Annotated in this window: 19 protein-coding genes; 7 read left to right on the top strand and 12 right to left on the bottom strand. The window is 69.4% G+C overall.

What is annotated here, in order from left to right:
- Positions 1 to 19: 19 nt before the first annotated feature.
- Together ade and A6A40_RS13845 are read left to right on the top strand one after the other, a co-directional pair.
- Positions 20 to 1729 (top strand): adenine deaminase, encoded by a 1710-nt coding sequence (gene ade / locus A6A40_RS13850; protein ID WP_063635892.1) that lies wholly within the window; start codon positions 20 to 22, stop codon positions 1727 to 1729.
- A 235-nt stretch (positions 1730 to 1964) separates the two neighbouring features.
- On the top strand, positions 1965 to 3623 hold the full coding sequence (locus A6A40_RS13845) for a CocE/NonD family hydrolase (protein ID WP_063635891.1): 1659 nt from the start codon (positions 1965 to 1967) through the stop codon (positions 3621 to 3623).
- Positions 3624 to 3643: 20 nt separating this feature from the next.
- Here A6A40_RS13845 and A6A40_RS13840 read toward each other — a convergent pair whose 3' ends face one another.
- Positions 3644 to 4402, bottom strand: a complete 759-nt coding sequence (locus A6A40_RS13840; RefSeq protein WP_063635890.1) for a Fic family protein — start codon at positions 4400 to 4402, stop codon at positions 3644 to 3646.
- Positions 4403 to 4620: 218 nt separating this feature from the next.
- On the opposite strand from A6A40_RS13840, the gene A6A40_RS13835 reads away from it, so the two are divergent.
- Positions 4621 to 5037: a bacteriohemerythrin gene (locus tag A6A40_RS13835; protein ID WP_063635889.1), complete on the top strand. Its 417-nt coding sequence runs from the start codon at positions 4621 to 4623 to the stop codon at positions 5035 to 5037.
- Positions 5038 to 5111: 74 nt separating this feature from the next.
- Here the strand turns inward: A6A40_RS13835 and A6A40_RS13830 are convergent, their stop codons facing one another.
- The 4 genes from A6A40_RS13830 to A6A40_RS13815 all read right to left on the bottom strand — a co-directional run bounded on the left by A6A40_RS13830 (position 5112) and on the right by A6A40_RS13815 (position 10572).
- The gene (locus tag A6A40_RS13830) at positions 5112 to 6812 is read right to left on the bottom strand and encodes a tetratricopeptide repeat protein (protein ID WP_063635888.1); all 1701 of its coding nucleotides are present in this window, start codon (positions 6810 to 6812) and stop codon (positions 5112 to 5114) included.
- Between the two features lie 92 nt (positions 6813 to 6904).
- Entirely contained in the window at positions 6905 to 7921 is a 1017-nt protein-coding gene (locus A6A40_RS13825) for a phosphotransferase (RefSeq protein ID WP_063635887.1), read from the bottom strand.
- An 11-nt stretch (positions 7922 to 7932) separates the two neighbouring features.
- Positions 7933 to 8469: a molybdenum cofactor biosynthesis protein B gene (moaB, locus tag A6A40_RS13820; RefSeq protein WP_044553526.1), complete on the bottom strand. Its 537-nt coding sequence runs from the start codon at positions 8467 to 8469 to the stop codon at positions 7933 to 7935.
- Between the two features lie 54 nt (positions 8470 to 8523).
- Positions 8524 to 10572 (bottom strand): lytic transglycosylase domain-containing protein, encoded by a 2049-nt coding sequence (locus tag A6A40_RS13815; protein ID WP_236783674.1) that lies wholly within the window; start codon positions 10570 to 10572, stop codon positions 8524 to 8526.
- 27 nt (positions 10573 to 10599) lie between these two features.
- On the opposite strand from A6A40_RS13815, the gene A6A40_RS30900 reads away from it, so the two are divergent.
- Positions 10600 to 10998, top strand: coding sequence for a hypothetical protein (locus A6A40_RS30900; protein WP_162363814.1), 399 nt, complete (start codon positions 10600 to 10602; stop codon positions 10996 to 10998).
- Here the strand turns inward: A6A40_RS30900 and A6A40_RS13810 are convergent.
- Positions 10993 to 11874: a uracil-DNA glycosylase gene (locus A6A40_RS13810; RefSeq protein WP_063635885.1), complete on the bottom strand. Its 882-nt coding sequence runs from the start codon at positions 11872 to 11874 to the stop codon at positions 10993 to 10995. The genes A6A40_RS30900 and A6A40_RS13810 overlap by 6 nt on opposite strands.
- A 151-nt stretch (positions 11875 to 12025) precedes the next feature.
- Here A6A40_RS13810 and A6A40_RS13805 point away from each other — a divergent pair, with 151 nt between their 5' ends.
- Positions 12026 to 13675 (top strand): electron transfer flavoprotein-ubiquinone oxidoreductase, encoded by a 1650-nt coding sequence (locus A6A40_RS13805; protein ID WP_063635884.1) that lies wholly within the window; start codon positions 12026 to 12028, stop codon positions 13673 to 13675.
- A gap of 213 nt (positions 13676 to 13888) precedes the next feature.
- Positions 13889 to 14671 carry an MJ0042-type zinc finger domain-containing protein gene (locus A6A40_RS13800; RefSeq protein ID WP_063635883.1) on the top strand — a complete coding sequence of 261 codons (783 nt, stop codon included), beginning with the start codon at positions 13889 to 13891 and terminating at the stop codon, positions 14669 to 14671.
- A 9-nt stretch (positions 14672 to 14680) separates the two neighbouring features.
- Here A6A40_RS13800 and A6A40_RS13795 read toward each other — a convergent pair whose 3' ends face one another.
- A complete protein-coding gene (locus tag A6A40_RS13795) occupies positions 14681 to 16222 on the bottom strand; it encodes a sigma 54-interacting transcriptional regulator (RefSeq protein WP_063635882.1) in 1542 nt (513 codons plus the stop codon).
- A gap of 260 nt (positions 16223 to 16482) precedes the next feature.
- Here A6A40_RS13795 and A6A40_RS13790 point away from each other — a divergent pair, with 260 nt between their 5' ends.
- Complete coding sequence (locus tag A6A40_RS13790) at positions 16483 to 17784, top strand: D-amino acid dehydrogenase (RefSeq protein ID WP_063635881.1); 1302 nt, start codon at positions 16483 to 16485, stop codon at positions 17782 to 17784.
- Here A6A40_RS13790 and A6A40_RS13785 read toward each other — a convergent pair.
- From A6A40_RS13785 to A6A40_RS13765, 5 genes are read right to left on the bottom strand one after another with little or no spacing between them, the layout of a single operon-like run.
- On the bottom strand, positions 17727 to 17984 hold the full coding sequence (locus A6A40_RS13785) for a hypothetical protein (RefSeq protein ID WP_063635880.1): 258 nt from the start codon (positions 17982 to 17984) through the stop codon (positions 17727 to 17729). The two genes, A6A40_RS13790 and A6A40_RS13785, sit on opposite strands and share 58 nt — an antisense overlap.
- Positions 17981 to 18646, bottom strand: coding sequence for a LutC/YkgG family protein (locus A6A40_RS13780; protein ID WP_063635879.1), 666 nt, complete (start codon positions 18644 to 18646; stop codon positions 17981 to 17983). Before A6A40_RS13780 ends, A6A40_RS13785 begins: the two co-directional genes overlap by 4 nt.
- Positions 18639 to 20063, bottom strand: a complete 1425-nt coding sequence (locus A6A40_RS13775) for a LutB/LldF family L-lactate oxidation iron-sulfur protein (protein WP_063635878.1) — start codon at positions 20061 to 20063, stop codon at positions 18639 to 18641. The genes A6A40_RS13780 and A6A40_RS13775 overlap by 8 nt, the downstream gene beginning before the upstream one ends.
- Positions 20053 to 20802, bottom strand: coding sequence for a (Fe-S)-binding protein (locus A6A40_RS13770; RefSeq protein WP_063635877.1), 750 nt, complete (start codon positions 20800 to 20802; stop codon positions 20053 to 20055). The genes A6A40_RS13775 and A6A40_RS13770 overlap by 11 nt, the downstream gene beginning before the upstream one ends.
- 43 nt (positions 20803 to 20845) lie before the next feature.
- Positions 20846 to 23701 (bottom strand): FAD-binding and (Fe-S)-binding domain-containing protein, encoded by a 2856-nt coding sequence (locus tag A6A40_RS13765; protein WP_063635876.1) that lies wholly within the window; start codon positions 23699 to 23701, stop codon positions 20846 to 20848.
- Positions 23702 to 23708 lie beyond the last annotated feature (7 nt).

Here is a 23708-nt window from a genome sequence, read left to right as displayed (position 1 = left end):
ACGACAGTCGGGGTGGGTTATGGCAATCAGCCGGGACGATCTGAAGACGCGCATCGGGCAGGCGCTGGGCGAGGCGAAGGCCGATCTGGTCATCAAGAACACGCGCTTTCTCAATGTCGTGACCGGCGAGATCGCCGAAGGCGACATCGCCGTCTGCGGCGAGGTCATCGTCGGCACCTACGAGTCCTACGATGGGGTCGAGGAGATCGACGGGCGCGGGCTGACCGTGGTTCCCGGCTTCATCGACACCCACCTCCATTGTGAATCCACCTGCGTCACCCCGCAGGAATTCGACCGGTGCGTCCTGCCGCGCGGCACCACCACCGCCATCTGCGATCCGCACGAGATCTGCAACGTGCTGGGCGAGCAAGGCTTGCGCTATTTCCTGGACAGTGCCGGCGGGACGGTGCTCGACCTGTTCGTGCAGTTGTCCTCCTGCGTGCCGGCGACGGAGCTGGAGACATCCGGGGCGCGGCTGGAGGCGCCGGACCTGATCCGCCACATGGACCATCCCCGCGTGCTGGGGCTGGCGGAGTTCATGAACTTCCCCGGCGTCTTCCACAAGGTGGACGGGGTGCTGGACAAGCTGGCCGCCTTCGACGGCCGCCACATCGACGGCCACGCCCCGCTGGTGTCGGGGAAGGAACTGAACGCCTATCTGTCCTGCGGCATCCGCAACTGCCATGAGACCACCAGCGCTGCGGAAGCGATGGAGAAGCTGCGCAAGGGCATGCAGGTGCTGATCCGCGACGGGTCGGTGTCGAAGGACGTCCATGCCCTGGCCGAAGTCATCGGTCCCGAGACCTCGCCCTTCCTGGGCTTCTGCACCGACGACCGCAACCCGCTGGACATCGCGGAGGAGGGGCACATGGATCACCTGATCCGCAGCGCCATCCGCCTGGGTGCCCCGGTCGCCCATGTCTACCGCGCCGCCACCTGGTCGGCCGCCCGCGGCTTCCGCCTGTATGACCGCGGGCTGGTGGCGCCGGGTCATCGCGCCGACCTCGTCCTGCTCGACGATCTGGAGGAGTGTGCGGTCAACCGGGTCATCCGCAATGGTCGCCTCGTCGGTCCGCACAGCTTCGGCGGCCGGCCGGCGGTGACGCCGGTCGGGCTGGACTCGGTGAAGCTTGAGCCGGTGGCGGAGGAGGATTTCGCCGTGCCGGCCGGCGGGTCTGTCCAGTCGGTGATCGGGCTGGAGCCGGGGAAGATCCTGACCGAACATCGCCGGATCGAGGTGCCGGCGGTGGGCGGCCGGATGGTGGCCGATCCGTCGCGAGACCTCCTGAAGATCTGTGTCCTCGCCCGCCATGGCAGCAACCGCAACATCGGCCGCGGCTTCGTCCAGGGTTTCGGCTTCCCGGAGGGCGCGCTGGCCTCGTCGGTCGGCCATGACAGCCACAACATCTGCGTGGTCGGGGCCAGCGACGCCGACATGCGGATCGCGGTCAACCGGCTGATCGAACTGCAGGGCGGCTTCGTCGCCGTGCGCGAGGGCAAGGTGGTGGGCGAACTGGCCCTGCCGCTGGCCGGGCTGATGAGCCTGGAGCCGTTCGAGACGGTGGAGGCGAAGCTGCGGTCCCTGCGCGCCGCCGTCCGCGCCATGGGCTGCCCGCTGGCCGAACCCTTCCTGCAACTGGCCTTCCTGCCGCTGCCGGTGATCCCGCATCTGAAGATCACCGACCGCGGCATGGTCGACGTCGACCGCTTCGAGCTGATTGCCGCCTGATCGGGCAGATTGCCCGGAAAATAGGCAGAGGCGTGGAGCATGGGCGAAACCTGATCGCTCCGGGGAAGGCAACGGTCATGCAGGCGATTCCCCCTCTCCTGCAAGGGAAGAGGGGAATCCGGAGCGGGCGGATCTTCGACTGAAAATCGGCGGGAGGTGCCCCGGACCCTCTGGCACAGGCTTTGCCACGACGACACATTATTCGTTGTCCGTCATCGAGCGAGCCCGAGCAGCCATGACCCATCTGGCCCCGGTGATCCTTCAGTCACATGACCTGCTGCCGGTCCGGCCGCCGGAGACCGTGTCGATGCGGACACGGGACGGCGTGCGGCTGGATGCGGATCTCTACCGGCCGGACGCGGCCGGCACATGGCCGGTTCTGCTGCTGCGCGTCGCCTGCGGCCGGCGCACCGCGCTGACCAGCCATTACGCCCATCCGCGCTGGTACGCGGCGCGCGGCTATGTGGTGGTGGTGCAGGACGCGCGCGGCTGCGGCACGTCGGACGGCCGCTTCCGCCCCTTCGAGGCGGAGCGGGAGGATGGGGCCGACGCCGTCGCCTGGGCGGCCTCGCTGCCGGGGTCTTCCGGCGTGGTGGCGATGTATGGTTGCGGCTATGCCGGGATGGCGCAGTGGCTGGCGCTGGCGGAGCGGCCGTCGGCCCTGCGCGCGGTGGCGCCGGCCTTCGCCGGCTGGGACGTCTTTTCCGACTGGGCCTATGAGGGCGGCGCCTTCCGGCTGGCCGACGCCATGGGCTGGGCTCTGCGGGCCGCGGCCGAGGCGGCGCGCCGGGTGGAGGACGGAACCGGCCACCGCATCCTGTCCGATGCGGCGCGCAGCCTGCCCATCGACGACGAGATCCCGTCGCGGCCGCAGGCCCTGCGCGACTATGCCCGCTATTCCCATTACGATGACTGGCTGACCAACCCGCTGCCCGGCCCGGCCTGGAACGCCCTGTCGCCGAAATCGATGCTGGCGGACATGCCGGCCGATGTCGCCGTGCTGCAACTCGGCGGTTGGTACGATCCAAGGTTGTCCGGGACGCTGGATGCCCACGACCTGATTGCGGCCGACCGGCTTGTCGCTCGGGGCAGGGCGCCGGTGCGGCTGGTGGTCGGCCCCTGGGGTGCCGATGGTCCCGCCGCGGCACCGGGAGAGGCGCCGACGCTCGACACGCTGCAGCTTGCCTGGTTCGACCGTGTGCTGAAGGGGCATGGGGCCGACCGCAGCGGGCCGGTACGCCTGCATGACATGGAGACCGGGCGTTGGCACGACCTGCCCGCCCTGCCCGCCGCCGAGGCTGTGCTGCATCTGGCCAGCGACGGCCTCGCCAACCGGCAGGGGGGCCGGCTTGGGCTGGAAATGCCCGATTTCGAGGCGCTCGATGTGGTGGTGCACGATCCGCGCACGCCGGTGCCGACGGTTGGCGGCCATGCGGTGCCGTCCGCCGCCGGGCGCGTCGACCGGGCCGCCGTCGACCGCCGGCCGGATGTGGCGACCTACACCAGCCCGCCGCTGGAGGAGCCGTCGACGCTGGCTGGGCGGGTGGCGCTCGATCTGTGGGTGGAGGCGGATGCCCCGTCCTTCGACGTCAGCGCCGTGCTGTCGGTGGTGCGTCCCGACGGGCAGGTGCTGCCGCTGACCCAGGGCCATGCGCGGGTGGAGCCGGGCGACCCGACCCGGCCGCTGACCATCGCCATGCGGGCGGTCTGCGCCACGCTGGCGCCGGGATCGGCGCTGCGCCTCAGCCTCGCCGGCTCCTGTTTCCCGGCCTATCCGGTCAATCCCGGCACCGGGGCGGAGCCGGGCGAGACCCGCCGGGTCGACGCGCTGCCGATCACGCTGCTGATCCATAGCGGCCCGGACCGGCCTTCGCGCCTGCGCCTGCCGGCCTGAAAAGCTCAGGGCCGCAAATGTCAGGGCAGGCTGACGGGCTCGTCCGGCTCGCCCTTTCCGGCTGCCTGCAGGCAGAAATCCAGGCTCTGCGACAGGAAGCGCATCATCAGGTCGCGGAAGGGCGTCTTGTCGCCGACCGCCCAGGCCCGTTCGACGAGGTCGAGATAGAGTCCGCGGTCCTCCGCCAGGACCACCACCGGCGGGTAGCCGGCGCGGTTCAGGATCAGGTTGCACAGCAGCAGCGCCGTGGCCCGGTTGCCGGTGTGGAAGGGGCGGATGGCGCTCAGCTTGTGATGCGCTTCGAAGGCGGTGTCGGGACCGGCGTCCGACTTGCGCATCCAGGTCGACAGCGCCGACATCGACACGCGCAGCTTGGCCGGATCGGGTGCCGTCTCCGCCGGATCGTCCTTCGGCGGGCCGTTGCGGTACTTGCCGGCCTCGTCCTCGATCCCGCGATGCAGCACGCTGTGGAAGGCAGCGACCGTGCGTTCGGTCACGGCGCCTGCCGGATCGAAGGACAGCCGCGCCATCAGCTCCAATGCCGCGCGATGGTTCAGTACGAAGCGCTGCTCCTCCACTGCGCGATGGCGCAGGATGCTGCCGCGCTCCAGGATCGCCTTGACGTCGGCGGGCTTGACCGGCACCTCCTCCAGCCCTGCGGCGGCGACGGTTAGGTCCAGCTCGAACCGGTCGGCGATCCCATGCACGACCTCCTGCGGCAGGGGGCGGGCCGCGTCCAGCGCCCGTTTCTTCTCCGCGATCTCGTCGAGCAGGGCCATCGGTCACTCTGGTCTGGTGGGGCGGGATTCGGTCGGTTTGAGAAGCGCTTGGCGCATCATGCCGCGCCCCCTGCGGGGATTTGCCGCTTGGACGGGCACGGTTGCCGGTTTTAGGATCCCTGTCAAGATGTCCACAACCCAGCCATGGCCGGCCGCAACCGCTTGAATGAGGGCGGATGGCGCTTGAATTCGCGGGATGCGAGGGGGAGGTCGCTGCGATGACCTATGTCGCCTGGGACGAATCCATGAGCGTCGGTGTGGCCGTGCTCGACGACGAGCATCGGCGGCTCCTCGACCTGTTCAACGGTCTGCTGGAAAGCGGCATCACCCCGGCCAACCGGGAGGAACTGTCCAGCCTGCTCGCCAGTCTCCGGGATTATGTCGCCGTCCATTTCGCGCGGGAAGAGGCGATGATGGAGCGCTGCGGCTATCCCGAGCTGGACGGCCATCTCGCCGCCCACCGCTATTTCGCCGACGAGGTGGAGAAGCTGGCCCGCGATTTCGAGGGCGACAACCCCACCATGCTGCGAGTCGACCTGATCCTTCTGCTGAAGGACTGGTTCGTGGAGCACATCCAGCAGACGGACAGCCTGTACAAGCCCTATGTCGGGGAGTCTCCCTCTCCCCGCTCTTAGCGGAGCTTCGATCCGCCTGAGGCCGTCAGCACAAACAAAGTTTGTGCAAGAGGCGGGAGAGGGCGATCAACCTGTTACTTCGCCGCTGCCTTCTGGTCGGCCAGCCCCTCGTCCAGCTTGGCCTGGATGGCGGCCTTGTCGGTGTCCTCGTCGGCGTTGCGCAGCGCGCGCATCCATTGGAACCGGGCTTCGTTGCGGCGCCCGGCCCGCCAATAGGCGTCGCCGAGATGATCGTTGATGGTGGGATCGCCGGGCTTCAACTCCACGGCACGCTCCAGCTTCGTGACCGCCCCCTCGAAATCGCCCAGCTTGTAGAGCGCCCAGCCCAGACTGTCGACGATGTAGCCGTCGCGCGGGCGCAACTCCACCGCCCGCTCCACCATCGCCCTGGCCTTGTCCAGATGCTCGCCCCGGTCGATCCAACTGTAGCCGAGGAAGTTCAGCAGGGAGGGTTCGTCCGGCCGCAGCTTCAGCGCGGCCTGCAGGTCGGCCTCCGCCTTCGGCCACTGCCTGGTCTTCTCATAGCTCATGGCGCGGGCGTACAGCAGCGGCCAGTGCCGTTCCTGCGGCGTGCCGATCCGCTCCAGAGCGGTGGTGTAGGCGGGGATCGCCTCCTCGTACCGTTTGGCGTAGCGGTAGATGTCGCCCAGCCGGGTCACCGCGTCGGTGCGTTCCGGCCGTTCGGCCGACAGCGCGGCGAGGATCGCGATGGCGTCGTCGTTGCGGTTCATGCGGGCGAGGCTGTCGGCTTCGCGCATGCGGGCGGTCCAGCCCAGCAGCGGGTCCTTGACCAGCAGCCGGTAGGCGGCCAGCGCCTCCTCGTGATGGTCGCGGGAGGCTGCGATGTCGCCGATCAGCAGATGGGCGAGCGCCAGATCGTCGCGCAGATGCAGTGCGATGCGGCCGAACAGCAGCGCCGGCTCGTCTGCATTCTCGTGATGCAGCGCGCTGCCCAGGTCGAACAGCGCCTCGGCAAGGCCGGAACGGGCGTCGGGCACCGGGCGGGTGTCGGACGGCGCCTTCGCCATGGCGTCCAGCGCCGGCTCCACCAGCAGACCGTCCGGGTTGTTGACCTGGAAGGTTTCGTAGAGCTTGCGCGCCTCGTCCTTGCGGCCGGTGCGCATCATGAAGTTGCCGACGATCTGCACCACCCGCAGGGGCGCCTCGGTGTCCGTCACCTTGACGTAGCGGGCCGCCGCATCCTCGCTGCGGCCGGCGAGGTCGAGGATCAGGGCGGCGTGCAGATTGTAGAGCGCGCCGAAGCCCTGGACGGCGGCCAGCGGCTCCAGCGCGGCCAGCGCCTCGTCGGTCCTGCCGCGGGATGCGGCCAGCCAGGCGCGGGTCAGCGGGGTGATGAAACGGCCCAGCCCGTCGTTCGGCAGGCGCGCGGCATAGCCGTCCGCTTCATCCAGCCTGCCCTTGGCGAGCGCATCGGCGGCCAGCAGGGTCAGCGCCATCTGCGGCTCGCCCTGTTCGCCCAGCAGGCGGGTGGCATAGCCGATGGCGGTGTCGATCTGCCCTTCGCCCAGCCGCAGCAGGAAGCTGCGGCGCAACAGGGCCTGATCGTCCGGATCGGCGGCCAGCGCCTGGGCGGTGAAGCGGGCCGCCGCCGTCCAGTCGTCCTGGTGCTGGGCGTAGCGCCCGGCCAGATAGCTGCCGGTGGCGGAGCCTGCGCTCTCGCCGGCCGGACCGGCGGCGAAGGCCGGCGCCGGCATTGCTCCGGCCAGCAGGGCGGCCAGAGAGATCGGCAGCAACCGGTGTCGGACCCTCGTCATGCTCTCGTCACCTCGTTTTCCGAGCGGGTATCCCATCACTTCCGGCCGGGCGCGGGCAAGAGACTTTCGCGTCCCTTCCCTTTTCGCACCCGTCAATGCCAATCCCGCCGCACCTGTTCGATCCGGTCGGCACGCAGGATGTCGGTGGCGTGGGTGTCCATATGGGTGCGCAACCGCTCCGGCATGCCCGGCGACAGCGTGGCGCCCTCCACGGTCCAGCGCGCCATCCAGGACAGGGTGCGCAGCCAGGTCAGCCGGCGCAACGGCTTCAGCCAGGGCCGCACCTCGTCGGCAAGGTCGCCGGGAACCGCCATCGCCCAGGCCGCGACGAAGGCGTCGACGTCGGCCGGTGTCAGTTCCGCATTCACCGCCGGGTCCCATTTGGTCGAGCTGTAGAGGCTGGCATGGGCAAGGTCGCTGGCGGGGTGGCCGTACTGCAGCTTCTCCAGGTCGGTGAACCAGGCCTTGCCGTGGCCGTCGATCAGGAAATTGCCGGGATGGACATCCACCCCCACCGCCGTCAGCGGCATCGGGGTTTCCGGCGGCGGGGCGAGGTCGCCGGTTCGGGCGGCGGCAAGCTCCTCCGCGACCAGGGCGCGGGCGCGGGCGTCCAGCGCGGCGCGGTCGAACCACTCCGCCTGACGCTCCACCTGGGCCAGCAGTGCCGCGACCGGATCGGGCGGGGCGGGCAGCGGCTCGTAGAGGTCGGGCGGTGCCATGCGGTGGATCGCCGCCAGCGCGCGGGCGATGGCCGGCATGTCGCCGGGCAGGACGGGGGTTCGTCCCTCCACCTCGCCGACCACCAGCGCGCCCAGCGGCAGCCCCTCGCCCGGCGGCAGCAGGCCGGCGAAGCGCGGGGTGTGGCCCGACGGTTCCGCCCGCCGGAAGGCGGCGGCCTGCCGGTCCAGCGCCGTCCAGGCATCGAGGCCGAGCTGGCTCCAGCGCGGGATGCGGGCGATCAGCCGGCGGCCTTGCAGACGGACATGGTCGTGGGCGACGCCCTTCAGCGGCATCGGCTCCAGCGCGTCCGCGGGAAGGTCGGCAAGGCGCGGCAGCCGGATCAGGGCGGCGTGGAGAGCCTCCGTCGAGAAGCCCGCCGCTCCACTCATGCCAGCTCGGCTCACGCCATATGCTCGCGCAGGCGGGGCATCAGCTCCACCAGGTTGCAGGGGCGATGGCGGTTGTCGAGCTGCCAGACCAGGATGTCGTCCCAGGCGTCGCGGCAGGCGCTGGGCGAACCCGGCAGGGCGAAGATGTAGGTGCCGTTGGCGACACCGCCGGTTGCCCGGCTCTGGATGGTGGACGTGCCCACCTTGGCGTAGCTGAGGTAACGGAACAGTTCGCCGAAGCCGGGTATCGCCTTCTCATAGAGCGCCTCGACCGCTTCCGGCGTCACATCCCGGCCGGTGACCCCGGTGCCGCCGGTGGTCAGCACCACGTCGATCTGCGGATCGGCGATGTGAGCCTGAACCTGGGCGCGGATCGCCGCGATGTCGTCGCGGACGATGGTCCGGGCGGCGAGCCGGTGGCCGGCCCCGGCGATCCGCTCCGCCAGCGCGTCGCCGGAGCGGTCGTCGGCGGCGCTGCGGGTGTCGGACACCGTGATCACCGCGATGTTCACGGGAAGGAAGGGGCGGCTCTCGTCGATCTTAGGCATGGCGGCAGGCATGTCCTCGTGTCGGGCCGGAGCCCGGCAAGGGCGCACCGGCGGTCAGGGTATCGGGCTGGCCTCCCCCCGCTCCGCCACCGTCTCCACCCGGACCGGACCGGCAGGGGCGTCCGCCTCGGGCTTCTCGGCGGGGGCTGCGGCAGTCACTGCGGCCGGAACCGCGGGCTTCACCGCCGGCTGGGAGTCCGGCTGGGCCGCGACCTGGGTCGCGATATGGGCCGTGCGGACCTCCACCGGACTGTAGGCCGGCCATTTCCCATCGGCGACGGCATCGAGCGAGGCGGTCTCCTGGCCCAGCCGAAGCTGGTAGATCCAGAAATTCGCCATCACCTTCTCCACATAGTCGCGCGTCTCGCCGAAGGGAAGGCTTTCGATGAACAGCAGGGGATCGGTGATGTCGCTCAATTCCCGCCGCCAGCGCGCCAGCGTGCCCGGTCCGGCATTGTAGGCGGCGGCGGCCAGGAACAGGTTGCCGTCGATCTCCGGCATGCCCAGCAGCTCGGTCAGGTAGCGCTGGCCCAGCTCCATGTTGCGGGACGGATCGAACAGGGCGTCGCGGTTGGCGTCCTCGCTGCCGATGTCGGCGTGGCGCTCTCGCACATGCTGGGCGGTGCTGGGCAGGATCTGCATCAGCCCGGTCGCCCCGGCGGAGCTGACCAGCCGCGGGTCGAAGCGCGATTCCTGCCGCATCACCGCGAAGACCAGCGCCCGGTCCACGGCGAAGCCGTCGCGCGGCGTCCAGTGGGGCAGGGGGTAGAGTGCGGCGGCATAGGGCGCACCGTCCGGTCCGGCCACCGCATTGCCCAGCCGCAACGACAGGGTCGCCACTCCTGCACGGTCTGCCAGCGCCACCATCGCCTGTTCGACCAGCGGGTCGCCCTGGGGATGGATGCGCTGAAGCTCCAGTCCCGCCAACTCGCGCTGCCCAACCTGCAGCAGGGCGATGGCGCGGGACCCTGCCGGCTTGGCCGCCATCGCCGCCAGGGTCCGCCCGCTCAGCTCCGGCGCCTGCCAGCGCACATCGTGGAGAGTGCCCAGGGTGCGGAGCGCGATCAGGCCATAGAAGGTGTGGGGATAGCGTGCCGCGGCGGTCAGATGCTCCGCCGCCGCCTTCTCCCTGCCGGGCTTGCGGGCCAGCGCGCGGGCCGCCCAATAATCGGCGGCAGCCGCTTTCCAGGGGGAGCGCGGACCGGCGGCGGCCATGCCCTGGAAATGGCGGGCGGCGCGGTCGAATTGCTTCAGCCGCCAGGCGGAAAGCCCGGCGATCCAGTGGGCTTCCGGCAGCATCTCGCCCGATCGGGCGGCGCTGGCCGCGGCGAGCGTCAGCGCCTGCGTCGTCTCGCCCGAGAAGTAGAGGGATGCCGCGATACGGGCGCGGGCGGCGTCATACTGCACGGTGTCCAGCTTGCCGCCGAACTCGTCCTGGTTCAGCAGGCCCAGCGCATGGCCGGCGCGGCCGGACCGCAGCAACTCCTCCACCCGCGCCACGGCGGCGCGGTCGCTGCGGGCGCGCGACACGGTGCGGCTGCGCGGGGCGACGGTGACGCTGTCGTCCTCGTCCTCCTCGGTCGCGGCGACCGTGCGCAGTCCGCCCAGCCGTTCCAGCGAGCCGACGAGGCGCACGCGCTCCTCCCCCCGCGGGGGCTTCGGCGCGCGCTGGCCGGCGGGCTGGCGCTTCTGCGCCAGGCTGTGGACCCGCTCCGCCCCGGCGAGGTCGCCGTAATCCTGCATCCAGCGGGCGAGTTCCTCGTAGCCGGCACGGCGGTCGGGATGGAGATAGCGCTGGCGCAGGACATAGCCGATCAGCCGGCGGTCCTTCAGCTTCGCCATCTCGGCATCGGCGGCGTCCCAGTCCGCCCGCTCCTGCAGTGCGAAGATTCGGCGGTAGCGGCCGGCATCCTCCTCGTCCAACTGGACGGCGCGGGCTTCGTCATCGCGGGCGAGCAGCAGCGCGGAACCGGTCGCGCCGGTGGGCGCATCGGCGGCCGCAGCAGCGGAAACCGGGTCGCCGGGACTGGCCGGGTCGGGGGGGCCGATGGCCGGGGAGCCAATGACCGGCTCGCCGAAATCGGGGGTATCGGGGTCAGGCACGGAATCCGGGCCGGGCGGGACGACGGCGTGACCGTCCGGCGCGTGGATGATGAGGGCGGCGCAAGCGGGCCGGAACCCGACCGCACCGTCGGGTCCCAGGGTGTAAGCCACCGCGAGACCCAGCACCCCCAGAAGGTTCCGCCGCAGCGGGACCGCGTTCGCGGCCCGGTATGCTGCACTGCAAAATATCCGGAGCATTTTTCCGAAATAGCGCAGTTGTTCGAGAACCGCAAGCAGCGGATTCGCGCGGAATGTGTCGGTTCCGGTATTCGCCAGTCTCTACAACGGCTTAAGGCATGGGGAAAAAAGGCCTTAGTCCGTTGGGAAGGTGCCTGTTGGTATGGGTGGATTACATTTGTGTCATGCAACCTGGCCGGTCACACGAACGATTTCGGCTGGATTGCGGCGGTGATTTTTATCTTATGAATACTTTATGTCTTCTTCGTCGATCTTTTGCCGCAGCGCAAGCATGTCCCGCCACGCTTCCCGCTTCGCGACAGGGTTGCGCAAGAGGTAGGCCGGATGGAGCATCGGCATCAGCGGCACGGGCGTACCGGTTCCCTCATAGGACCGCCATTGCCCGCGCAGGCGGGTGATTCCCTCCGGCCGGTTGAGCAGTGTCTTGGCCGACACGCCGCCCAGCGCCACCAGCAGCTTCGGCCGCACCAGTTCGACATGCCGTTCCAGGAAGGGCAGGCAGGCGGCGATTTCGGCCTGGGTCGGGCTGCGGTTGCCGGGCGGACGCCAGGGCAGGATGTTGGTGATGTAGACCTTGCCGCGGTCCAGGCCGATCTGCGCCAGCATGCGGTCCAGCAGCTTGCCGCTGACCCCGACGAACGGCTTGCCCTGCCGGTCCTCGTCCTCGCCCGGCGCCTCGCCGATCAGCATGACCGGCGCTTGCGGGTTGCCGTCGGCGAAGACGGTGTTCATCGCGGTGGCCTTCAGCGGGCAGCCGTCGAAGCTGCGCAACGCCGTCTCCAGCGCTTCCAGGGTCTGCGCCTCATGCGCACGGGCGCGTGCCTGGATGCCGGCTTCGCTGGCGCCCAACGGCTGGTCGGGGGAGGGGAAGAGTGCGGCAGGCCGCGGCGGCGCGGGGGTGGGGGGCCGAGTCGGCGCCGGGCCGCGCATCGCCGCGGCACCCATTCCGACACCGGTCGGCGCATTGGCGCCCGCAGGCATGGCGCGCGCCGCCGGCCGGGCGGCCAGTGTGGCCCAGTCGGTCGGCTCGTCGCCGATGGCCTCGTCACAGCCGATATCGGCATGCCAGCGCAGCGCGTCGAGGATGTCGCATACGTCAATCATCGTTTGACCTTACCACAGATCGTGTGGTCTTACATGTCCAGATACCCAATTTGGGTGCGGTGCAAAGCGTGCTACAAGCACGCGCCCGCAAAACACCATAGGGCGTCCCGAGGGAAACAGTACCAAAACAAGACGGTGGGGGAGTTTGGTGATGGAACGCGAACCGCGCGAGGTCATGGAATACGATGTTCTGATCGTCGGCGCCGGCCCGTCGGGCCTGAGCGCGGCGATCCGTCTGCGGCAGCGCGCGGTCGAGACCGGGCAGGAACTCAGCGTCTGTGTGATCGAGAAGGGGTCGGAGGTCGGCGCCCACCTGCTGTCCGGCGCCGTCTTCGAACCGCATGCGCTGCAGGAGCTGATCCCCGACTGGAAGGAAAAGGGCGCCCCCCTCACCACCCCGGCGCGCGAGGACCATTTCCTGTTCCTGACGGAAACGAAGGCCTACAAGTCGCCCTTCGCCCCGCCGCAGATGAACAACCACGGCAACTACATCATCAGCCTCGGCAATCTGGCCCGCTGGATGGCGACCCAGGCCGAGGAACTCGGCGTGGAGATCTACCCCGGCTTCGCTGCGGCGGAGGTGCTGTATGACGACAACGGTGCCGTGAAGGGCGTCGCCACCGGCGACATGGGCATCGGCAAGGACGGCGAGAAGACCGGCAACTACACGCCCGGCATGGAACTGCACGCCAAGCAGACCATCTTCGCCGAAGGCTGCCGCGGCTCGCTGACCAAGACTCTGTTCGACAAGTTCGACCTGCGCCGCGACTGCCAGCCGCAGACCTACGGCATCGGCATCAAGGAGCTGTGGGAGGTCGATCCGTCGCAGTCGAAGCCGGGCCTGATCGTCCACACCATCGGCTGGCCGATGGACCCCAAGACCTATGGCGGGTCGTGGCTGTATCACATGGAAGGGAATCTGGTGTCGGTCGGCTTCGTCGTCGGCCTCGACTACTGGAATCCGCACATGAGCCCGTTCGAGGAGTTCCAGCGCTACAAGACCCATCCGGCGATCCGCCCGACCTTCGAGGGCGGCCGGCGTCTGGCCTATGGCGCGCGGGCATTGTCGGAGGGCGGCTTCCAGTCGATCCCCAAGCTGACCTTCCCCGGCGGCCTCCTCATCGGCGACGGCGCCGGCTTCCTGAACGTGCCGAAGATCAAGGGCAACCACACCGCCATGAAGTCGGGCATGGTCGCGGCCGAGGCGGTGTTCGACCATCTGGCCGGCGGCAACGACAACGGCCCCGAGGTCATCGCCTATCCGGAGCGGCTGAAGCAGTCCTGGGTCTGGTCGGAGCTGCATGCCGTCCGCAACATCCGCCCCGGCTTCCAGAAGGGCCTGTGGGCCGGTCTGGCGAATGCCGCCTACGAGACGGCGCTCAAGGGCAAGTCGCCCTGGACGCTGAAGCACCATGCCGACCACACCACCCTGGTGAAGGCCAGCGAGGCGCCGAAGATCGCCTACCCCAAGCCGGACGGCAAGGTCAGCTTCGACCGCCTGTCCTCGGTCTACCTGTCCAACACCAACCATGAGGAAGACCAGCCGGCGCATCTGACGCTGAAGGACAAGTCGGTGCCGATCAGCGTCAATCTGGCGCTCTACGACGCGCCGGAGCAGCGCTATTGCCCGGCCGGCGTGTACGAGATCGTCCGCAACGACGACGGCAGCGACCCGCGGCTGCAGATCAACGCCCAGAACTGCGTCCACTGCAAGACCTGCGACATCAAGGACCCCACCCAGAACATCAACTGGGTCGTGCCGGAAGGCGGCGGGGGGCCGAACTATCCGGGTGGGATGTAAGGGGGCCGGGGCATTTGCCCCCTCCCTAACCCTCCCCCTCTTCGAGGGAGAGGGAACTGCCGCTTTCTTCCCCTCCACCGCCGCAGGCGGGGGAGGGAGGGGCCCACGCGCAAGCGTGGGAGGGAGGGGGCAGGCTGCCGTCCGTCGGGTGTCGGTTGCGCCGCCGGCCACTCCTATCTATAACGCAAGCGGTAACCTTTCTGCGACGGCGCGATGATCGTTTCCTGCCCGACCTGTTCAACGCGCTACACCCTGTCCGACGAGTCGCTCGGCACCGACGGCCGGAAGGTCCGTTGTGCCCGCTGCGGCCACACATGGTGGCAGATGCCGGAACGGGCGGACCCCGATCCGGTGGTTCCCGACGCGCCGACGGAAATCCGGCCGGCGAGGCCGGCAAACTCCACCGAGAAGGCGGCCGGAAAGAGCAAGTCGAAGCCGCCCAAGGCACCGCGCGCCAAGCCGGCGCGCAGCACGGTGATCGGTTTCGCGGTGCTCGGAGTGCTCGTCGCCGGGACTGTGGCCGGCGGCTATTTCGGCCGCGAGGCCATCGTCCGCGGCTGGCCGCCCGCGGCCCTCTTCTACGAGACGATCGGAATGCCGGCCGAGCCGCCGGGCTTTGGGTTGGAACTGCGCAACATCCGCTCCGAACAGAAGCTGGAGGGTGGGAAGACCGTCCTGCTGCTGGATGGTGAGATCGCCAACACCACCGACATCGAGCGCGCGCTGCCGCCGCTTCGCGCCATCACCTTCGGTACCGAGCACAAGCCGCTGCAGAGCTGGACCATCGAACCGTCTGCGCCCGTGCTGGCACCGGGCGAGGTGGTGAGCTTCCACCACAGCCAGCCGGATCCCGGTCCGGTGACCGAAGTGACCATCACCTTCGGCGGTCCGCCGCCGGGGCTGGATGCGGCCGCCACCGAGAAGCCGGCCGAGAAAACCCCGGAGAAGCCGGCGGCCGCAAAGCCCGCCGCTCCGGCGAAGCCATCCGGTCACTGACCGCGCACGTCACCGCTCCGGAATGCCGTATTTCCGCAGCTTGTTGGCGATCATGGTGTGCGAGGTGTTCAGCCGCGCCGCCAGCTTGCGGCTGGACGGGAAACGCGGATAGAGCCGGCGCAGCAGCGACCGTTCGAAGCCGTCCACCGCCTCCTCCCAGTTTTCGGCGTCCTCTGCCTGCAACTCGGCGGACTGCATGCCGGCCCCGGCCAGTTCCAGGTCGGCAGCGTCCAACGCGCCGCCGTCGCTCATGGTCACGGCGCGGAAGATGACGTTCTCCAACTGGCGGACATTGCCGGGCCAGCGGTTGGCGAGCAGTGCCGCCGCCGCCGCCGGGGTCAGCCGGCCGGGCGGACGGCGGGCCTGCGCCGCGGCGCGGGCGATGAAATGGCGGGCCAGCAGCAGGATGTCCTGCCCACGCTCCCGCAATGGCGGGACATCCAGCGTCAGCACGTTCAGGCGGTAGAACAGGTCCTCGCGGAAGCTGTGGTCGGCGACCATCGCCTCGAGCGAGCGGTGGGTGGCGCTGATGACGCGGACATCCACCTTCTGCTCGCGCTCGCCGCCCACCCGGCGGAAGCTGCCGTCATTGAGGAAGCGCAGCAGCTTTGCCTGGAGATAGGCCGACATCTCGCCGATCTCGTCGAGGAAGACGGTGCCGCCATGGGCGAGTTCCAGCAGGCCGGGCTTGCCGCCGCGCTGCGCCCCGGTGAAGGAGCCGGGGGCGTAGCCGAACAGTTCGCTCTCCGCCAGATTCTCCGGCACCGCGGCGCAGTTCAGCGCCAGGAAGGGCTTGTCGCGGCGCGGGCTGGCGCGGTGGCAGGCATGGGCGATCAGCTCCTTGCCGGTCCCCGTCTCGCCCAGGATCAGCAGCGGCGCCTCCATGGCGGCGACGCGCGCGGCGCGCGCCTTCAGGGCCCGCACCGGTGGCGATTCGCCGAGGATGCGGTCGAAGCCGCCGCCCAGACCCAAATCGTCGAAATTCTGGATGGCGTCGAGCCGCTCGCCCAGGCGCGACGGCGTGAACAGGGAGATCACGGCGCCCGCCGCTTCGACATCGACGATGGGTGTCACCTCCAGCAGGAAGGGCTGGCCGTTCAGCGTCACCTCGCGGCCTGACATGCGGAATCCGCCGTCGGCCAACTCGCGCGTCAGGCCGGGTTCGTCCAACAGCTCGCCGAGGTCGCGGCCGGCCAGCCGCGATTCCGGCAGTCCGGCGACTTGGGCGGCGGCGGCGCTCGCCACCACGATCCGGCCCCCGCGGTCGACTGCCAGCACCGGGTCGGGCAGGGCGGCGAGCAGCGCGTCGAGATGCAGCCGCCGCCGCGTGCCCGGCAACATGTCGATGGCGGCCACCGCCCGAACGCCGGCGATGCGTTGCAGCGCGTCCGACAGGGCGGGCAGCGCCGCCGGATCGAGGCCGGGGGCGTCGATGTGGATCAGCGGCGGATCGACCTCGACGCCGACGACGTTGAGCCGGCGCAGCGCCAGCACGGCGAGGATCTCATGGGCGATGCCGACACGGTCGGTGAAGGTGACTTCGATGCGCATGGGGGGCAATGCTGGGGGAGAGGCACTTGGCAACCACTGTATAGAAATCGTTACGCCGTATCAAAATCTTTACATGCACTCAAGTCTTTGTTTTTCAACAAAAATGGCCTTCATCCTCTTTTTCCTGTAAACCCACGCATACACATCGCTCCCCGCCAATTCCCCCAGATCCCAGCAAATCCGCCATTTTCCCCTCTGGCACGCCCCTTGCGAACCACCCACTCCAAGCGAAGTCATCCATCCCCTTGGGAGCCAGTCTCATGCGCGTGATCGTTCTGGGCAGCGGCGTCATCGGTGTCACCACCGCCTATTATCTGGCGCGTGCCGGGCATGAGGTGACCGTGCTGGACCGTCAGGCCGGCCCGGCGCTGGAGACCAGCTATGCCAACGCGGGCGAGGTATCGCCGGGCTATTCCGCTCCCTGGGCGGCGCCGGGGCTGATGCTGAAGGCCGCCAAGTGGATGCTGATGAAGCATTCGCCGCTGGTGGTCCGGCCGAAGCTGGATCCGGCGATGTGGTCCTGGTGCCTGAAGCTGCTGGCCAACGCCAACGAGGCGAGCTACCAGCTCAACAAGGGCCGGATGGTCCGCGTCGCCGAATACAGCCGCGACTGCCTGAAGGCTCTGCGCGCCGAAACCGGCATCACCTATGACGAGCGCACCCAGGGCACGCTGCAGGTCTTCCGCACCCAGAAGCAGATGGACGCCGCCGGCTACGACATGGCGGTGCTGGAGCGTTATGGCGTTCCCTACAGCCTGTTCGACCGCGACGGCCTGACCTCGGTCGAGCCGGCCTTGGCCCATGTGAAGGACAAGCTGGTCGGCGCTCTGCATCTGCCGGGCGACGAGACCGGTGACTGCTTCCAGTTCACAGCCAAGCTGGCAGCCTATGCCGCCAAGCGCGGTGTGGAGTTCCGCTACGGCGTCTCCATCCGCGGGCTTGAGAGCGACGGGCGCAAGATCACCGGCGTCCTGACCGACGAAGGCACGCTGACCGCCGACAGCTACATCGTCGCCATGGGCAGCTATTCGCCGAAGCTGGTGAAGCCGCTCGGCATCGACCTGCCGGTCTATCCAGTGAAGGGCTATTCGCTGACCCTGCCGATCACCGATGCCGCCCACGCCCCGGAATCGACGGTGATGGACGAGACGCACAAGATCGCCGTCACCCGGCTGGGCGACCGCATCCGCGTCGGCGGCACGGCGGAGCTGACCGGTTTCGACCTGACCCTGCGCGAGAAGCGCCGCGGGCCGCTGGACCATGTGGTCAGCGACCTGTTCCCGAAGGGCGGCGACCTGTCGAAGGCGGAATTCTGGACCGGCCTGCGTCCCAACACGCCGGACGGCACGCCGATCCTGGGGCCGACCCATGTCCGCAACCTCTATCTCAACACCGGCCACGGAACTCTGGGCTGGACGATGTCCGCCGGCTCCGCCCGCGTTCTGGCCGACCTGGTCAGCGGCCGCCAGACCGACATCGACATGGAAGGCCTCAGCGTCGAGCGCTACGGCCGCAAGCCGGCGGTGACGGTGTCGCGCCCGGCGGCGGTGCGTCCGGCCTGACCCGGAAGTGCGGCCCGCGCCGCCCGGCGGACGCGGGTCATCGCCAGCTCCAGAAGGGCGGCGTCGGCGATTTCGGCCCCATCCAGCCGATGTCGCCCGCGCCGCCCTTCGCATTTCTCCACCCGGTGGCCGAGGCGCCTGAGATGCAGGATCGCCTCGTAGAGCCGGGTCGCCGGCTCGTTGGTTGGGCGGGTGGTCATGGATGGACCACCAGGACGACCAGCCGCTTCGGACCGTGGACGCCGTAGGCCAGCGTCTGCTCGATGTCGGCGGTCTTGCTGGGGCCGGACACCAGCAGCACGTTGGTCGGCATCGCCTGTGCCCATCCCTGCTCGCGCATCGCCTGCAGGAAGGTGTCATAGAGGGCGTCGGTGCGCAGCAGCGCGATGTGGATGTGCGGGACCAGCGAGAGCGTGCGCGGCTCCTCGGCGGTGGGCCACAGGATCAGGCTGCCGGTCTCGGCGATGGCGCCGCGGGTGGTGGTGAAGCCGGCCTCGATGGACTCGAACAGCTGGGGCTTGAGGTCTTCGAGCGGGCGGTCGTAGGGGATGAGGGTGGGGTTCGCTGCCGACTCCCATCCCTCGACCAGCCGCTTCCCCGCCTCAGTCGCCGGCGCGTAGAGCAGCGACTCCACCCCCTCCCGCGCGAGGAACTCCCGAAGCACGACCGGCCAATCGGCCTCGGTTGCGTCGATGAACTCCGTATGCACAGCCTCCATCAGGCGGCGGATGCGGGGCAGGCGCTCCTCCGGCGGCCAGCGCTTCGCCTCGATCGGCGCGAAGTCCGATGCGGGCGGGGGCAGCGGGTGGGCGTCGCGGGTGGCGCGCAGTTTCGTCAGGATGGAGCTGCGGGCGTCAGACATCGGGAACCCCCTTGGCGCGGGCGAGGTCGTGCAGGGTGCGGCCGGCGAAGCGCGGCTTGGTGCGGACGTTCGTCCACTCCTTCAGCAGGGGCAGCGACGAGGGCGCCGCATTGCCGAGTTTGCTCATCGCCAGCGTGGCGACGCGGTAGGCGGTGGGGGAGGCGTTCATCGCCGCCCAGCCGCTCCACACCATTGCTTCCGTCCGGCTGGCCTTGGCGCCGCCGTCCTTCACCGCACCGCCGGGCTTCACTGCCTCGACCCGCAGGCGTCCCATGATCTCGACGATTGGGATCTTCACCGGGCAGATCTCGACGCAGGCGTTGCACATGGTGCAGGCGTGGGGCATGGCGCCGCGCTTGGCCAACCCCTCGATCTGCGGCACCAGGATCTTGCCGATCGGGCCGGGATAGGGCGCCTCATAGGCATGGCCGCCGACCTTGGTGTAGACCGGGCAATGGTTCATGCAGGCGCCGCAGCGGATGCAGCGCAGCGTGTCGCGCAGTTCCGGGTCGGCGTAGATGCTGGAGCGGCCATTGTCGAGGATGACCAGATGCACCTCGCGCGGGCCGTCCTTCTCACCGTCCTTGCGAGGGCCGGAGATCATGTTGACGTAGGTGGTGATCGGCTGGCCGGTGGCGGAGCGCGGCAGCAGGCTGATCACCGGCGGCACGTCCTCCAGCTTTTCCACCACCTTCTCCAGCCCCATGAAGGCGATGTGGACCGGCGGCACCGTGGTGCACATGCGGCCGTTGCCCTCATTCTCGATCAGGCAGAGGGTGCCGGTTTCCGCCACCGCGGCGTTGACGCCGGACATGCCGACATCGGCGGCCTGGAACTTGGCGCGTAGCACCCGGCGGGCGAGGTCGGTCAGATAGGCCGCATCCTCGCGGCTCTCGGCGTCCTTGATCTTGCGCTTGAACAGATGGGCGATCTGTTTGGTGTTCAGGTGGATCGCCGGCATGATGATGTGCGACGGCATGGTGCCGTCCAGCTGCACGATGTATTCGCCGAGGTCGCTTTCCAGCACCTCGATGCCGTCCTTTTCCAGAACGGCGTTCAGGTGCATCTCCTCCGTCACCATCGACTTGCCCTTGACCACCAGCTTGGCATCGACCCGGTGCAGGATGTCGAGCGCGATGGCGTTGGCCTCGTCGGTGGTGGCGGCCCAATGGACGGTGATGCCGTTGCGGGTGCAGGTCTCCTCCAGCTTTTCCAGCAGCTCCGGCAGCTTCGACAGGGCGCGCAGCCGGACCGAGGCGGCGAGCGCCCGCACGCCAGTCCATTCGCCGGCATCGGCGAACTGGGCGGCGCGCTTGCTCATCAAGCCATCCATGGCGCGGCGGAAGTTGCCGCGCAGCTGGGGGTCGGCCAGCGCTGCGCGCGAGGCGGCGGCGAAATCCGGTGCGTTACCGTCCATGGATGCGCTCCTTCAGGAACTGGGCGATGTGCTGGCCCCGCGCGGCCTTGGCTCCGGCCTCCAGCGCGCCGGAGATGTTCAACAGGCAGCCGCAGTCGCCCGACACCACGCGGGCGGCACCGGTGCCCTCGATGTCCGCCACCTTGTCGCCGACCATCGCGGCGGAGATCTCCGGATGGCGCACGGCGAAGGTGCCGCCGAAACCGCAGCATTCCTTCTCCCGCTTCAGCTCCACCAGCTCGACATTGGCAAGCTGGCGCAGCAGCGCCTTCGGCTCCTCGACCACGCCCATCTCGCGCTGGGCATGGCAGGAAGCGTGCCAGGTGACGCGCACCGGCTCCCCCTTGTCGGTCAGTTGGACGTCGAGGACATGGACCAGGAACTGCGTCAGCTCCCAGACGCGGGCCGCGACCTGCACCGCCTTGGCCTCGTCCGGTTCGCCGCGGAACAGGTCGGGCCAGTGCTTCTTCATCATGCCGGCGCAGGAGCCCGACGGCACGACGATGGGGTCGTCGCCGGGGAACAGCTCCAACTGGGCGCGGGCGACTTTCAGGGCGTCGGCCCGATAGCCGGAATTGTAGGCCGGCTGGCCGCAGCAGCTCTGCCCCTGGGGGAAAACGACGGTCAGGCCCTGGGACTGCAGCAGCTCGATCCCCGCCATGCCGGCGTCGGGGAAGAACAGGTCGACGAGGCAGGTGCCGAAGTAATAGACGCGGGTGGGTTTGGGGATTGCGGACATCGGGCGTTTCCTCGCTGGGCGTCTTCTTATGGCGGAGCGTCGTTCAGAAGGCGGGTTCTGCCACCCGCAGCTTCTCCTCCACCTTCGCCGTCGTGCAGGTGTCGACCAGATAGACGATGGAGCGGTAGGGCACGCCCGCCTTGTCGGACAGGCCGATCTCGCAGGTGCGGCTGGTGGAGTAGCCCGATGCGCAGCCGTCCGGCACCGCGGCCGGCAGGTGGCGCAGCGCGTGGGCGTTCAGCTCCGGCGTGGTGAAGCCCTTGTCGCCGGCGAAGCCGCAGCAACCGACGTCGGGCGGCACCACCACCGTCTCGGCACAGGCCTTCGCCACCGCGGTCAAGGCCCCGTCCAGACCCATGCGGCGGGTGGAGCAGGTCAGGTGCAGCATCACCGGCTCCGCCGTCTTCGCGATGTCCAGGCGGGGCAGGGCGAACTCGCTGAGGAATTCCGCAACGTCGAGGATGCGCAAGCCCGCGTCGGTCAGCCGCTTCTTCAGGCGCAGGGCGCAAGGGCTGGTGTCCATCACCACCGGATACCGGCCGCCCCGGCTCGCCTTCGACAGCACGGCCAGCATGGCGTCCGCCTTGGCGTCGGCCGCCTCGGTCAACCCCTTGCTCTCCAGCGGCATACCGCAGCACTGGCCGTCCGCCGCCTCAGGATAGAGGATACGGAAGCCGGCCTTGCGCATCACCGATTCGACGACTTCGGGCAGGGGGCGCTGCTGCGGGTCCGCGGCGGCGGGACCCATGGTCCGGCTGACGCAGCTGGGGGCGTAGACCACCGTCGGCAGGTCGTCGCTGGGGATGTCCGAGTGTGCGGTAAAGGTCGCAGCGGTCGGCATGCTGCGGGGCAAAGCCGGCAGGTTGCCGCCGGTCAGGATGCGGGCCGCTGCCTGGGTGGCACCATGCCCGACCGTGCGGCGGGCGAGGTCGGCCAGCCGCAGGCCGGTGCGGGCGAGGCCCAGCGTGCCTTCCATATGGTCGGCGACCAGCGCCCCCGTCTTGCGGGCCACCGCGCCGCGGCGACCGCCGCGCATGGACTTGATCAGCAGCCCGGTCTCGATCCCGACCGGGCAGGCGGTGGCGCACAGGCCGCAGGCCGCGCAGGTGTCGATGCCCTGGTAATCGTAGGCGGTGGCGATCTCGGCCAGACGGGGGGCGTCGTCGCCGGCAGCCACCAGCCGCGCCATCTCGCGCCGGCCGACGATGCGCTGGCGCGGCGACAGGGTGAGGCGGTGGGAGGGGCAGGTCGGCTCGCAGAAGCCGCATTCGATGCAGGTGTCGACCAGCGGGTCGGCGGGGGGCAGCGGCTTCAGGTTCTTCAGGTGCGCCTCGGGATCCCCGTTCAGGATGACGCCGGGGTTCAGCAGCCCGTCGGGGTCGAAAAGCTGCTTGATCTCCTTCATCAGCCCGTAGGCCTGGGGCCCCCATTCCATCTCGACGAAGGGGGCCATGTTGCGGCCGGTGCCGTGTTCCGCCTTCAGCGAGCCGTCATAGCGGCTGACCACCAGAATAGCGACTTCGTCCATGAAGCGGCGGTAGCGGTCGATCTCCTCCTGCGTATCGAAGGCCTGGGTGAAGACAAAGTGCAGGTTTCCTTCCAGCGCGTGGCCGAAGACGATCGCCTCGTGATAGCCGTGGCGGAGGAACAGCGCCTGCAGCTCGCGCGTCGCTTCGGCCAGCCGGGGCAGGGGAAATGCCACGTCTTCGATGATGACGGTGGTGCCGGTCTGACGGATGGCGCCGACCGCCGGGAACAGGCCCTTGCGGATCTTCCAGAAGCCTTCGCAGGCCTTGGCGTCGGTGGTGAAGCGGGTGTCGCCGATGGTGATGCAGTCGGCCAGCACGGCGGCGATCTCCGCCACATTGGCCTCCAGGGCGGCGGCACTCTCGGCACGGGTCTCCACCAGCACCGCCGCCACCTCGGGGCTGAAGCCGCGGATCTGCGGCGGCATGCCCGGCTTGTCCTGGATGGAGCGGAGCGAGGCGCGGTCCATCAGCTCCGCCGCATCGACCGGGGCGGCCTTCAGCAAGGACACGGCGTGGCAGGCCTCGCCGATGTCGGGGAAGAACAGCAGGGCGCTGGCCTTGTGCGGATGCTCTGGCACGGTGCGCAGCGTGATGGCGGAGATGAAGCCAAGCGTCCCCTCCGACCCGATCATCAGGTGCTGGAGGATGTCGATGGGGTCTTCATAGTCGACCAGCGCGTTCAGGCTGTAGCCGGTGGTGTTCTTGATGCGGAACTTGTCGCGGATGCGGCCCGCCAGTGCCGCGTCGGCGCGGGTGCGGGCACCGAGTTCCGCCAGCCGGTCGAGCAGTGCGCTGTGGCTGTCGCGGAAACGGCTGCGGCTGTCCGGGTTGGCGGTGTCCAGAACCGTGCCGTCGGCCAGCACCAGCCGCATCGACTCCAGCGTGCGGTAGCTGTTCTGGGCGGTGCCGCAGCACATGCCGCTGGCGTTGTTGGCGGCGATGCCGCCGATCCTGGCGGTGGCGATGGAGGCCGGGTCGGGACCGATCTTGCGCCCGAGCGGGGCGAGGCGCCGGTTCGCCTCCGCCCCGATCACGCCGGGCTGCAGGGTGACGGTGGCCGCGGCGGCGCCGATGCTGCAGCCGCGCCAGCCGTCGCCCAGCACCACCAGGACGCTGTCGCTGACCGCCTGCCCCGACAGGCTGGTGCCGGCGGCGCGGAAGGTCACCGGCACCTTGTGGCCTCGGGTGATGCGCAGCAGCCGCACCACCTCCTCCTCCGTCTCCACCAGCGCCACGATCTTGGGGATCAGGCGGTAGAAGCTGGCGTCGGTGCCGTAGGCCAGCGTGCGCAGCGGATCGGTGATCAGCCGCGCATCAGGAATGACGGACTGAAGCTCGGCCAGCACATGGTCGTAAGGAGAAGGCAGCATCGGCGGC

The sequence above is a fragment of the Azospirillum humicireducens genome (genome assembly GCF_001639105.2).
Classification (GTDB): Bacteria; Pseudomonadota; Alphaproteobacteria; order Azospirillales; family Azospirillaceae; genus Azospirillum; species Azospirillum humicireducens.
This window is presented reverse-complemented; position numbering and strand designations above follow the sequence as displayed.